10 protein-coding genes are annotated in these 12008 nt (G+C 75.5%); 8 read left to right on the top strand and 2 right to left on the bottom strand.

From position 1 onward, the window contains the following. Positions 1-37 precede the first annotated feature (37 nt). From hppD to ACFXOZ_RS21290, 4 genes are read left to right on the top strand one after another with little or no spacing between them, the layout of a single operon-like run. Entirely contained in the window at positions 38-1048 is a 1011-nt protein-coding gene (gene hppD / locus ACFXOZ_RS21305; protein WP_380526430.1) for a 4-hydroxyphenylpyruvate dioxygenase, read from the top strand. Positions 1049-1074: 26 nt separating this feature from the next. Then, complete coding sequence (locus tag ACFXOZ_RS21300) at positions 1075-1989, top strand: phytanoyl-CoA dioxygenase family protein (RefSeq protein WP_375886906.1); 915 nt, start codon at positions 1075-1077, stop codon at positions 1987-1989. Positions 1990-2045: 56 nt separating this feature from the next. Continuing rightward, entirely contained in the window at positions 2046-3035 is a 990-nt protein-coding gene (locus tag ACFXOZ_RS21295) for a thiamine pyrophosphate-dependent dehydrogenase E1 component subunit alpha (RefSeq protein ID WP_375887049.1), read from the top strand. Further along, positions 3032-4000, top strand: a complete 969-nt coding sequence (locus tag ACFXOZ_RS21290) for an alpha-ketoacid dehydrogenase subunit beta (protein WP_375886904.1) — start codon at positions 3032-3034, stop codon at positions 3998-4000. Before ACFXOZ_RS21295 ends, ACFXOZ_RS21290 begins: the two co-directional genes overlap by 4 nt. A 186-nt stretch (positions 4001-4186) precedes the next feature. Here the strand turns inward: ACFXOZ_RS21290 and ACFXOZ_RS21285 are convergent, their stop codons facing one another. Beyond that, on the bottom strand, positions 4187-5536 hold the full coding sequence (locus ACFXOZ_RS21285; RefSeq protein WP_380526425.1) for an acyltransferase: 1350 nt from the start codon (positions 5534-5536) through the stop codon (positions 4187-4189). Between the two features lie 137 nt (positions 5537-5673). Between ACFXOZ_RS21285 and ACFXOZ_RS21280 the strand changes: the two genes are divergently transcribed. The 4 genes from ACFXOZ_RS21280 to ACFXOZ_RS21265 all read left to right on the top strand — a co-directional run bounded on the left by ACFXOZ_RS21280 (position 5674) and on the right by ACFXOZ_RS21265 (position 10222). After that, entirely contained in the window at positions 5674-8076 is a 2403-nt protein-coding gene (locus tag ACFXOZ_RS21280; protein WP_380592041.1) for an FHA domain-containing protein, read from the top strand. 108 nt (positions 8077-8184) lie between these two features. Further along, positions 8185-8781: a hypothetical protein gene (locus ACFXOZ_RS21275; RefSeq protein ID WP_380592039.1), complete on the top strand. Its 597-nt coding sequence runs from the start codon at positions 8185-8187 to the stop codon at positions 8779-8781. Further along, positions 8778-9851 (top strand): serine/threonine-protein kinase, encoded by a 1074-nt coding sequence (locus ACFXOZ_RS21270; RefSeq protein WP_380592037.1) that lies wholly within the window; start codon positions 8778-8780, stop codon positions 9849-9851. The genes ACFXOZ_RS21275 and ACFXOZ_RS21270 overlap by 4 nt, the downstream gene beginning before the upstream one ends. Then, positions 9848-10222 carry a DUF1304 family protein gene (locus tag ACFXOZ_RS21265; RefSeq protein ID WP_380526417.1) on the top strand — a complete coding sequence of 125 codons (375 nt, stop codon included), beginning with the start codon at positions 9848-9850 and terminating at the stop codon, positions 10220-10222. The genes ACFXOZ_RS21270 and ACFXOZ_RS21265 overlap by 4 nt, the downstream gene beginning before the upstream one ends. A 32-nt stretch (positions 10223-10254) precedes the next feature. Here the strand turns inward: ACFXOZ_RS21265 and ACFXOZ_RS21260 are convergent, their stop codons facing one another. Continuing rightward, positions 10255-11634 carry a streptophobe family protein gene (locus ACFXOZ_RS21260; protein ID WP_380592035.1) on the bottom strand — a complete coding sequence of 460 codons (1380 nt, stop codon included), beginning with the start codon at positions 11632-11634 and terminating at the stop codon, positions 10255-10257. Positions 11635-12008 lie beyond the last annotated feature (374 nt).

Here is a 12008-nt window from a genome sequence, read left to right as displayed (position 1 = left end):
CTCCTCGAACCACCATCCCTCCGGGGGGGAGATCCCGTTGTCCATCCAGACCATCGCCCGCGTCGAGTTCCACTGCGCGGACGCCGACAAGACCGCCGCCGAACTGCACGCCGACTACGACTTCACCGCCGCACCCCCGACCACCTCGGCGGACGGCACCCGCACCATCGACCTCGCCCAGGGCTCGATCCGGCTGCGCCTGACCGCCGCCGCCGACCCCGGCCACCCGGTGTCCGCCTACGTCGCCCGGCACGGCGACGGCGTCGCCGCGCTCGCCCTCGGCTGCACCGACCCGCGGGCCGCCCTGGAGCGGGCCGAACGGCACGGCGCCCGGGTGCTGGACCGGGAGGCCTGCCTGATCGCCGGATTCGGCGACACCGCCCTGCGGTTCACCTCGATGCACGCGGCCGGGGCGGACCGGGCCGACGGGGCGACCGGGAGCACCGGCCCCGGGCTGCTGGAGGCCCTCGACCACGTCGCGATCTGCCTGCCCGGCGGCGAACTCGCCGACGCCGTACGGTTCTGCGAGGCCGCGCTCGGCTTCCACGCGATCTTCGAGGAGTACATCGAGGTCGGCGAGCAGGCCATGGACTCCACCGTGGTGCAGAGCTCCTCCGGCCTGGTCACCTTCACCCTGATCGAGCCCGACACCGCCCGCCGCCCGGGCCAGATCGACGAGTTCCTGTCCGCCCACGGCGGCGCCGGGGTGCAGCACCTGGCGTTCAGCACCCACGACATCGCCACCGCCGTGCGCACCGCCCGCTCCCGCGGCGTGGAGTTCCTGACCACCCCGGGCGCCTACTTCGACGCGCTCACCGAGCGGCTCGGCGGGACGGCCATCCCGGTGGAGACCCTGCGCGACCTGCACGTCCTGGTGGACCAGGACCACGGCGGCCAGCTGTTCCAGATCTTCGCCCGCTCGACCCACCCGCGGCGCACCTCCTTCCTGGAACTGATCGAGCGCCAGGGCGCGGGCACGTTCGGCACCGCGAACATCAAGGCGCTCTACGAGGCGGTCGAGCGACAGACCTCCGCCGCCGCCCGCTGACCGCCCCCAGAAGGGAAGCACCACCGATGACCACCGCCACCGAGTTCCGCCTCACCGACGCCGAGCACGCCCTGCTGCCCACCCCCGAGGAGGTGGCGCACTACCGCGAGCACGGCTGGTACCTCTCCCGCCGGCTGTTCACCGACGAGGAGCTGGACACCCTCCAGGCCGCCACCGAGCTGTACTACGCGGGCCACCGGGACCGTGAACTGCCCGTCCGCCCGCCCCGGTTGGCCGCCTGGGAGCCCTCGCACGGGCCGGTCCAGCGGCACAACGACTACGTCCACCACGAGAGCGACGCGATCGGCGCGATCCTGCGCAAGCCGCTGGTCGGCGCGGTCGCCGCACTGCTCGCCGGGGCCGAGGAGATCCGGATCTTCCAGGCCACCCTGATCTACAAGCCCCCGGTGCCCGGGGAGCCCAGCAACCACGTGCCCTGGCACTTCGACAAGCACTACTGGCAGACCTCGACCTCCCAGTCCATGCTCACCGCCTTCATCCCGTTCCACGACTGCCGGGAGGAGAACGGCACCATCACCATGGTCGACGGCAGCCACCGCTGGCGGGAGATGCCCTCCGGCGAGGACTCCACCCGGCACTTCGCCGACCGCGACAACTCCGAGCTGGACGCCATCCTGGACGCCAACGCCGCGTTCAACGGGCAGCGGGTGCGGAAGGTCCCGATGCTGATCCCGCGCGGCCACATGTCCTTCCACCACTGCCGCACCTACCACGGCAGCGGCCCCAACCTGGCCTCCTTCCCCCGCCGGGCCGTCTCGCTGCACCTCCAGGACGGCGCCAACGAGTACCGGCGGCACGAAGGGCCGGACGGCGGCCCGGTGGTGTACAACCACGACGTGCTGGTGCGCCGCACCGCCGACGGCCGACCGGACTACGCCGACCCGGCGTTCTGCCCGACGGTCTGGCGGGGAACGCTGTGACGGCACCGCCCGCGGCCGCGATCGCCCCGCTGGCCGCCCCGGCCGAGCGCTACCGGATGCTGCGGCTGATCCGCGGCTTCGAGGAGCTGGCGCTCGGCCTGGTGAAGTCCGGCGCGATCCCCGGCGGCATCCACCCGTACATCGGGCAGGAGGCCGTCGCGGTCGGCGTCTGCTCGGCGCTCGGCCCGGCCGACCGGCTGACCAGCACCCACCGCGGCCACGGCCACGTGCTCGCCCGGGGCGCCGCCCCGGACCGGCTGCTCGCCGAACTCGCGGGCCGGGTCGACGGGTTGAACGGCGGCCGGGGCGGCTCGATGCACGCCGCCGACCTCTCGCTGGGCATCCTCGGCGCCAACGGCATCGTCGGCGCCGGGGCGCCGATCGCGGTGGGCGCCGCCTGGGCCGCCAAGCACAGCACGCACGCCACGCACGCCACGCACGCCACGCACGCCGAGAGCGGGACCGAGGGCAGCCCGGTCGCGGTGTCCTTCTTCGGCGACGGCGCGCTCAACCAGGGCGTGCTGCTGGAGTCGCTCAACCTCGCGGCGATGTGGCGGCTGCCGGTGCTCTTCGTCTGCGAGAACAACGGCTACGCCACCACCCTGCCCGCCGCGACCGCCGTCGCGGGCACCGCCACCGGCCGGGCCGCCGCCTTCGGCATCCCCGCCGAGCAGGTGGACGGCATGGACACCGAGGCCGTCCGGGCCGCCGCCCTGCGCGCGGTCGAGCGGGCCCGCGCGGGCGGCGGCCCCGGCTTCCTGGAGTGCCGCACCTACCGCTACGAAGGCCACCACACCATGGAACGCCGGATGAAACTGCGCTACCGCACCCCCGAGGAGGTCGCGGCCTGGCGCGAGCGCGACCCGCTGGCCCGGGCCGCCGCCCCGCTGGACCGGGCCGCGGTCGCCGAACTGGACCGCTCGGTGGCCGAACAACTCGCCGCCGCCGAGGAGTTCGCCCTGGCCTCGGCCCACCCGGACCCGGCCGGCGCGCTGGACCACCTGTACGCCGACGGCCTTCGGCCCCGGGCGGGGGTGTCGGCGTGACCAGGCTCTCGTACACCAAGGCGCTCAACCGGGCCCTGGCCGACGAACTCGCCGAGGACCCGGCGGTCTGCGTGTTCGGCGAGGACATCGGCGCCGGCCTGGCCGGCCCCACCCTGGGCCTGCTGGACCGCTTCGGCCCGGAGCGGATCGTGGACACCCCGCTCTCCGAACAGGCCTTCACCGCGATGGCGATGGGCGCCGCCCTGGCCGGGCGGCGGCCGGTGCTGGAGTTCCAGATCCCCTCGCTGCTCTTCCTGGTCTTCGAGCAACTCGTCAACCAGGCCCACAAGTTCTCGCTGATGACCGGCGGCCAGGCGGCCGTCCCGCTGACCTGCCTGGTGCCCGGCTCGGGCTCCCGGGACGGCTGGGCCGGGCAGCACTCCGACCACCCGTACAGCCTGTTCGCGCACGCCGGGGTGAAGACCGTGGTGCCCGCCACCCCGACCGACGCCTACGGGCTGCTGCGCTCGGCGATCCGCGACCCGGACCCGGTGGTGGTGTTCGCCCCGGCGGCCGCCCTGGCGGTGCGCGAGACGGTGACCTGGGAACTCGCCCCGGTGCCGCTCGGCCGGGCCCGGATCCACCGCCCCGGCACGGACGTCACCCTGGTCGCCCTCGGGCACCTGGTGCACGACGCCCTGGCCGTCGCCGAGGAGCTGGCACCGGAGCTCTCGGTCGAGGTGCTCGACCCGCGCACCGTCCACCCCTTCGACTGGCCGGCGCTCGCCGAGTCGCTGGAGCGCACCGGCCGGCTGGTCGTCGTGGACGACTCCAACCGCAGCTGCGGCTTCGGCGCCGAGGTGCTCGCCACCGCCGCCGAGGAGATGCGGCTGATCGCCCCGCCGCGCCGGATCACCCGCCCGGACGGCGCGGTGCTGCCCTTCGCCCCCGCCCTCGACCGGGCCGTCCAGCCCGGCCGCGAGCAGCTGCGGCACGCACTGCGGTCCGTCGTGAAGGCCCGCTGACCGCCGCCCCCGACACCCGCGGCCCCACGGCCACGACACCCCCGACCCGCCGTCACGGCTCCCCCGGCCACCACCGTGACGGCGGGTCGAGGGCATGCGCCGGGCGGGTGCCGACCCCCGCCCGGTGGCGGACCTCCTGGCGCTGCCGGGCGATCGAGCAGGCCTTCCGGGCCGCACCGGAGGGGCTCACAGCACCTTCGGCAGCACCGCCGCCGAGGCGGGCGGCTCGTCGCCCGCCAGCCGGAACCGGTGCAGCGCCGCCCGGCCGTCCGCCCCGCGGACCCGGGCGGCGAGCCGGGCGGGCAGCACCACGGTGCTGAGCCACCCCTCGCCGCGGTACCCCTCGATGGTCCAACTCACCCAGGGGAGCGGGTAGTTCGCGGCCGGACTGACGAACACCGGGGAGCGGCCCTGGAAGCTCACCCGATAGGTGCCGAAGCGGCTCCAGTTGGAGAAGCTGAACCGGCGCTGCTGCGGGTCGAAGCCCAGCGGCACGCACTCCCCCATCCGTGAACGGCCCAGCCCCGCCAGGAAGTCCAGGTTGGAGCGCAGGTTGAGGTGGGCGGTCGGGAACTCCTCGACCGCCGTCCGCAGCGCGGCCGCCAGCACCGCCGGGCCGTCCTTCGGCCGGTGCGGCACGTGCACCTCGCTCAGCAGGTTGCCCACCAGGGCGGGCGAAAGGCCCAGCCAGCGGCGGGCGTTGACCGGCACGGTGAGCATCCGCTCGGCCTGGTCACCGTCCAACTCCCGCAGGGTGGCGAGCACATGGGCGCAGAGCGCGTCCCCGGCGGAGAGCCGGCGCCCGGCGGCCGCCCCGAACTCCTCGCGCATCCGGTCGACCTCGGCCTCGGTGAAGGCGATCTGGACGGTCCGGTTGGCGCGCGGTCCGGCCGCGACCTCGCGGGCCAGCTGCTCCGCCTCCGCCGGTTCCGGCAGCCGGAAGCCGGGGCGTCCGCAGTCCTCGGCCGGCAGTACGGCGGCCAGCAACGCGTCCTGGTCGTCGACGAGTTCGGCCTCCGGCAGCGGCTCGCCCTCGACCGCCGCGGACCAGATCCGCAGCAGCAGCACGAAGCTGTGCAGGTCCCCGATCGCGTGGTGCCAGGAGCAGCCGAGCACCGTCCCGCCGTCGGCGGTCCGGGTGATCCGCACGGTGAACAGCGGGGCACCGCCGGTGCGCGCGGCGACGGCGTCCACCGGGTCGACCAGTTCGGAGCCGGCCGCCACCACCCGGCCCATCGCCTCGGCGAGGGTGCCGTCCACGGTGTAGACCGCGAGCGGCACCCCGGAGTCGTCGCAGACCGCCCGGAGCGCGCCGTCCTCGGTGCGCAGCCGTCCGGCGAACACCGGCACCCGCTCCAGGGCGAGGGCGAGGCCTGCGGCGAGCCGGTCCTCGTCCAGCGGCCGGTCGAAGCAGAGCACGACGGAGACGGCGAGGTCGGCGAGCATGGTGTCCATCAGGCCCAGGCGCAGCACCCGGCCGTCGGCCCGGCCGGCGCGGACGGTCCGGGAGCTGCGCGGATGCGGCCAGATCGTCATGGGTTCCCATCCGGTGGTCCGGCCGGTGGTCCGGCCTGCGGGCACGCCGAACGATAGTGCTGCGCCGAGGCAGTGGTCCAGTCCAATGTCAGGATCCGGAAAGGCCGTTCGGGCCCGCCGACGATAGAATGCCGAGCATGGGACAGCGCCCCGGCGCACCCACCGCGCCGCCCCTCGTCCTGGTCACCGACCGCGAATCCCGGCTGATCGACCCCACCCGGGCCTACCACCTGGGCCGGGACCCGACCAGCGAGATCGTGCTGGACGACCCCCGGGTCTCCTGGCACCACGCGGTGCTGCGCGCCACCGACGGCCACTGGCTGCTGGAGGACGTCGGCAGCACCAACGGCACCTACGACCAGGGCCACCGGATCGACCACGAGGACGTCGGCCCGGGCACCCGGCTGCGCTTCGGCGACCCGGCCACCGGCCCGTCCGCGACCTTCGCCGGCCTGCCCGGCCCCGCCCCCGGCGAGCGCACGGTGCTGCTCGCCCCGCGCAGCTCCGGCACCTTCCGCAGCCCGAGCGCCGTGCTGGAACTGCCCGGCCGCGCCCTGCGGATCGGCCGCGCCCCCGACAACGACCTGGTCCTGGACGACCTGGTGGTCTCCCGGCACCACGCCGAGCTGCGCGAACTGCCCGACGGCGGGCACGAGATCGTCGACCTGGACAGCCACAACGGCACCTACCTCAACGGCCGCCCGGTCCGCCGCGCCCCGGTCGGCCCGGCCGACCTGGTGGGCATCGGCCACTCCTCGCTCTGCCTGGCCGACGGCCGGCTGGTCGAGTACACCGACACCGGCGAGGTCTCGCTGGACGTCCAGCACCTGGTCGTCCGGGTCGGCCCGGACCACCGGGTGCTGCTGGACGACGTCGGCTTCCCGCTCGCCGAGAAGGCCCTGCTCGCGGTGGCCGGCCCGAGCGGCGCCGGCAAGTCCACCCTGCTCAACGCCCTCACCGGGCTGCGCCCCGCCGACGAGGGCACCGTGCTGTACGACGGGCGCGACCTCTACCGCGACTACGCGGAGCTGCGCCGCCGGATCGGCCTCGTCCCCCAGGACGACATCCTGCACACCCAGCTGACCGTCCGCCGCGCCCTGTCGTACGCCGCCGAACTGCGCTTCCCCGGGGACACCGCGAAGGAGGAGCGGGAGGGCAGGGTCTCCGAGGTGATCGGCGAACTGGGCCTGGAGGCGCGGGAGCAGCAGGTGATCGCCAGCCTCTCCGGCGGCCAGCGCAAGCGGGTCAGCATCGCGCTGGAGCTGCTCACCAAGCCCTCGCTGCTCTTCCTGGACGAGCCGACCTCCGGCCTGGACCCGGGCATGGAGCGCTCGGTGATGCAGTTGCTGCGCGGGCTGGCCGACGACGGCCGCACGGTGGTCGTGGTGACGCACAGCGTGCTGAGCCTCAACGTGTGCGACCGCCTGCTGGTGCTCGCCCCCGGCGGGCGGACCGCCTACTACGGGCCGCCGACCGAGGCGCTGGCGTACTTCGGCGAGGCGGAGTGGCCGGAGGCCTTCGAGGCCTTCGAGAACGACGCCGAGGGGCTCTGCCGGCAGCGCTTCCGCGCCTCGCCGCAGTACCAGCGGTACGTGGCGGCCGAGGCGGCGCACCCGGTGCCCCCGGCCCGCCCGCCGGAGTCGGCCGGGGCGGCCAGGGCGGCTGGGGCGGCCGCGCGGCCCGTCGGCCGGGAGAAGCCGCAGGGCTGGTTCTCCCAGCTGGGCACGCTGGTGCGCCGCTACGCCGCGGTGCTCGCCGCCGACCGGCTGTTCCTGACCGTGATGATCGTGCTGCCGTTCGTCATCGGCCTGATGTGCCGGGCGATGGCCGGCAGCCGCCTCACCGACGAGAACGCCATCAACTGCCTGCTCACGCTCTGTCTCGGCGGGGTGCTCACCGGCTCGGCCAACGCGGTGCGCGAGGTGGTCAAGGAGCGCGCGATCTACCGGCGGGAGCGGGTGGTCGGCCTGTCCCGGTCGGCGTACCTGGTGTCGAAGGTGGTGGTGCTCGGCGCGGTCACCGTGGCGCAGGCCGCGGTGCTGACGGTGGCCGGCCTGGCCGGGGTCGCGCTCACCGCGCAGCCCCGCCCGAACGCCCCGCCGCCGGTGACCACCGGTGTGCTGATGCCCCAGCTGCCGGAGCTGATCATCGCGGTCGCGCTGCTGGCGTTCACCTCGATGATGCTCGGCCTGGTGGTGTCCGCGCTGGTCGCCAAGGAGGAGACCACCATGCCGCTACTGGTGCTCCTCGCGATCGTCCAGGTCGTGTTCAGCGGCCTGATGCTCCGGCTGCACGGCGTGCCCGGCCTGGAGCAGTTCGCCTGGCTGGTGCCGTCCCGGTGGGGCCTGTCGGCGATGGCCCGCACCGTCGACCTGAACCGGCTCACCGTACCGAGCCCGATCACCGCGGACCCGATGTTCCGCCCCGAGCGCACCGGCTGGCTGGTCTCCATGGGCGCGCTGGCCGCCCTCGCGGCGGCGTACGGGCTGGCGGTGCTCGCCCTGCTGCGGCGGCACGAGCCGAGCGTCATGCGCAAGTAGCCGCCCCCGGCCCCGCCGGTAGAGTGGGAGACGAACTGCGGTGCGAATGCCGCTCGCGACCCCTGCCCCCCGGCACCGGTCGGCGCGGCGGAGGGAATGTACCCGCCCATGGACGAGTTCGCGTTCCGCCCCACCCACGTCGCCCCGCCGGACGGCCTGGCGACCTGGACGGCGCCGGACCCGGCACGGCCCTCCGCCCGGATCGACCCGCTGCTCCCGGTCCGGCTGATCGCCCGGCAGGGCGACTGGGCCCAGGTGCTCTGCTCCAACGGCTGGACCGCCTGGGTGGACGCCCGGCTGCTGGTCGTGCTCCCCCAGCCGCCCCCCGCCGCGGACGGACCGCCCGCCCGCACCGCCGACCCCCGGCCCGCCCTCGCCGAGGCCGGGGCCGCACTCGCCCGGCACAGCGCCCTGCTGGAGGACCTCGCCACGGGCGCCCTGGACCTGGAGTCCTTCCGGGAGCGGACCCGCGGCCTGCGGATCGGCCTGGTCGCGGACGGCGAGGCGCTCTGGGTGTTCGACCCGGTGCACGACCGCTGGTGCTACTGCGACGGGCTCCAGTTGCAGACGTACGCGGCCATCGACCGGCCACCGGCCACCGACCGGCAGGCAGCCGTCGGGTCCGCGGGCGCGCCGGGAGCGGCACCGGTGCCCGACCCGCAGACGCAGGGCCCGTACGCGCCCACCCGGACGGGTGAGCCGTGACCCCGGCCGAGCCACCCCCGGCCTCCGACCCGTCCTCGCCCTCGACCGTCGGGCTGCCCGCCGGCCTGGTCGGGCGGAGGGTGGCGGGCTACCGGCTGGAGCAGGAGATCGGGCGCGGCGGGATGGCCGTGGTCTACCGGGCCAAGGACCTGCGGCTCGGCCGGACCGTCGCGGTCAAGCTGCTGGCCCCCGAGCTGGCCCGCAACGAGGTGTTCCGGCAGCGCTTCATGCACGAGTCCGAGGCCGCCGCCGGCATCGACCACCCGCACATCGTCCCGGTGTTCGAGGCCGGGGAGCACGACGGCATCCTCTACCTGGCGATGCGCTACGTCGAGGGCGGCGACCTGCGCGCGCTGATCAACCGGGACGCCCCGCTCCCGATCGAGCGCGCCACCCGGCTGGCCCTGCAGATCGCCTCCGCCCTGGACGCCGCGCACGACCACGACCTGGTGCACCGGGACGTCAAGCCCGGCAACGTCCTGGTCGCCGCCGGCACCGACAGCGAGCACCCCGAGCACCTCTACCTGGCGGACTTCGGCCTCACCAAGAAGTCCCTCTCGCTCAGCGGGCTGACCAGCGTCGGCCAGATCGTCGGCACCCTCGACTACGCCGCGCCCGAGCAGATCTCCGGCCGGCCGCTGGACGGGCGCTGCGACCAGTACGCGCTCGGCTGCGTGGTCTTCGAGATGCTCGCGGGCACCCCGCCGTTCCGCCGGGAGAGCGACCTCGCACTGCTCTGGGCCCACCTCAACGACCCGCCGCCCGAACTGCGCCGGCACCGCCCCGACCTCCCCGAGGCGGTCGACGCCGTGGTGGCCCGCTCGCTCGCCAAGACGCCCGGGGAGCGGTACGACAGCTGCCTGCAGTTCGTCGCCGAGCTGCGCGCGTCCACCGGGCCCGCGCCCTGGACGGCGGACGGCCCGCCCACCCGGGTCGTCCCCGCGGTCGCCCGCGCCTCCGGCCCCACCCCGGTGCCGGACCCGCCCGCCTGGGCCGGCCCGGTCGTCCACCCGCCGTACCGGGACCGTCAGGGCCCGTCCCAGGAAGCTCTGGAGAGCCGTCGACCATGAACGCCGTGAGCCAGGTCTTCGCCATGCTCGCCGCCGCGATCCACCTCGTGGTGTGGCCGCTGGAGAGCTACCTGTACGGGCACCCGAGGGTGCGCTACCTGCTCACCGGCAGCACGGCGGACGCCCCGGAGGTCCGGCTGTGGCGGTTCAACGTCGGTTTCTACAACCTGTTCCTGGCCCTCGGGCTGGTCGCCGGGCTGGTCCTGCTGCACACCGGGCACTCCGGGGCGGGGCGGCCGGTGATCCTCTACATCGCGGCCTTCCTGGTGGCCGGCGGGACCACCCTGTTCGTCTCGGAGCCGAAGCTGTGGCGCGGCGCGCTCGCCCAGGCCGTCCCGGCGGCGGCCGTCCTGCTCGCCGAACTGCTCTGAGCCCGGGGCGGGTACGGGTGCCCGCTCCGGGTTCAGCCGCCGGTGCCCGCTCCGGTACTCTCCGCGCCCTCCCCGGCGAGCTCCCCGGTGACCTCCCCGGGGTGCCGCACCCGGGCCGCCAACAGCGCCCCGAGCAGTCCGGTCAGCAGTCCCCAACCGGCCGCCAGCGGCACCTCCGTCCACAGCTCCGGGCGCAGCGTCAGGCTGCCGCTGCCCAGCGCCGACACCGGGTTGTCCCCGCCGAGCACCGCGCCGAGCAGGTCCCCCAGTCCGCCCTGGCCGAGGCCGACACCCAGCACGGACAGCCCGTAGTCGGCGTCCATCCGGGTCCACAGGCCCACCAGCAGCACGGTGACGGCGGTGGCCAGCGCGAAGCGGACGGAGTGCTGCCAGAGCCGGACGCGGCGCGGTGAGCGGCGGGCGGCGAGGAAGGCGGCGGCGGTCAGCAGCACGGCGGCCACCGGCAGCAGCCACCAGCTGCGCGCGTCGTGCTCGGCCAGGGTGCCGAGGTCGATGGTCGCCGACCCCCCACCGGGGGCGCGCAGCACCGCGCTGAGCGGTTGGGGCACGGGCAGGCCGAGCGCGCCGACCAGCCGGCCGTGCCAGACGGCCCCGAGGCCGAGGCCGAAGGCCAGCCAGACCAGGTCGGGCAGGGCCAGCAGCAGCACCGCCATGGTCGAGCGGGCGTTGCCGTGCACGAGCGCGGTGACGACCCCGGCCACCGCGCCGATCGCGACGTACCCGAGCAGGACCGTCCAGAGCGCGAACGCGGCCGGGCGGACGGCGAGTTGGTAGCGCAACAGGCCGCGCGGCAGCGGCGCCCGGCGGGAGACCGCGAAGACCGCGGCGAACACCAGCAGCAGCCAGGCCAGCCCGACGCCGATGGTGGTGGCGCCGTCCGCGTGGAAGCCGACCTCCGGGGTGAGCCCGAGCGCGCCGCCGATGGTCTCCACCAGGCTGCCGCCGAGCTGGATCACGAAGGTGTGCTTGGCGGTGACGGTGATCACCACCAGGGCGATCAGCCAGAGCACCACCGTCCGGGCGATCCGGCCCAGCAGTTCACCGCCTCCCGCGACCGCGCGGAAGCGCAGTTGACGCAGGAACACCTCGGCGATCACCACCGCGCCGACCAGCGAGACGCTCAGCGGCATCGCGCTGACCCCGGCGTCCACCGCCGCGAAACTGCCCGCGCCGCCGTCGAGTTGGACCGAGCCGCCGACGGCCAGCGCCAGCGTCGCGGCGAGCACCGGCGGGAAGCCGCCCTCCGGGAGGTCGCTCGCCCCGGCCAGCCAGAGGCCCAGCGCGGCCACCGCCGCCATCGCGACGAGTCCGGCCAGCACCACGGCGAGCGCGTCCAGCCAGCCGCGGACGGCTCCGGGCGGGCCGGCGGCCCCGGTGGTGGGCTGCTGCATGCCGCCTCCCTCTGCTCGAACGGGCCTGGTCCGTTCCCAGGGTGACCGACCGCCGCGGGGCACGCTCGGCGACGGCGGGGCCACCTGCTGTTGCGGCGAACGGGGCACCGGGGGAGAAATGGAACCCAGTGGCAGGAGCTTCCCGTGCCGACCGTTCCTGTCGGCCACCTGCGAAACGGAGCCTCGATGAGTTCCCAACCGCCCCCGTCCGGCCCGCCGAGCGAGCCGCCCTACGGCCCGCCCTCCGGTCCCCCGTCCGGCCCGCTGGCCGGCCCCCCGTCGGGGGGGGCGGGGAGCGCGGCGGCGGGCGAGTCCCCCCCCCCCCCGCCCCCGCGCGCGGCCCCGCGCCCCGGCGCGGCCGGGCGCGGGGCGGG

This window comes from Kitasatospora sp. NPDC059160 (assembly GCF_042755465.1).
In the GTDB taxonomy this organism is placed as follows: domain Bacteria; phylum Actinomycetota; class Actinomycetes; order Streptomycetales; family Streptomycetaceae; genus Kitasatospora.
The sequence above is the reverse complement of the archived record's forward strand: the minus strand, read 5'-3'. Positions and strand labels throughout refer to the sequence as shown.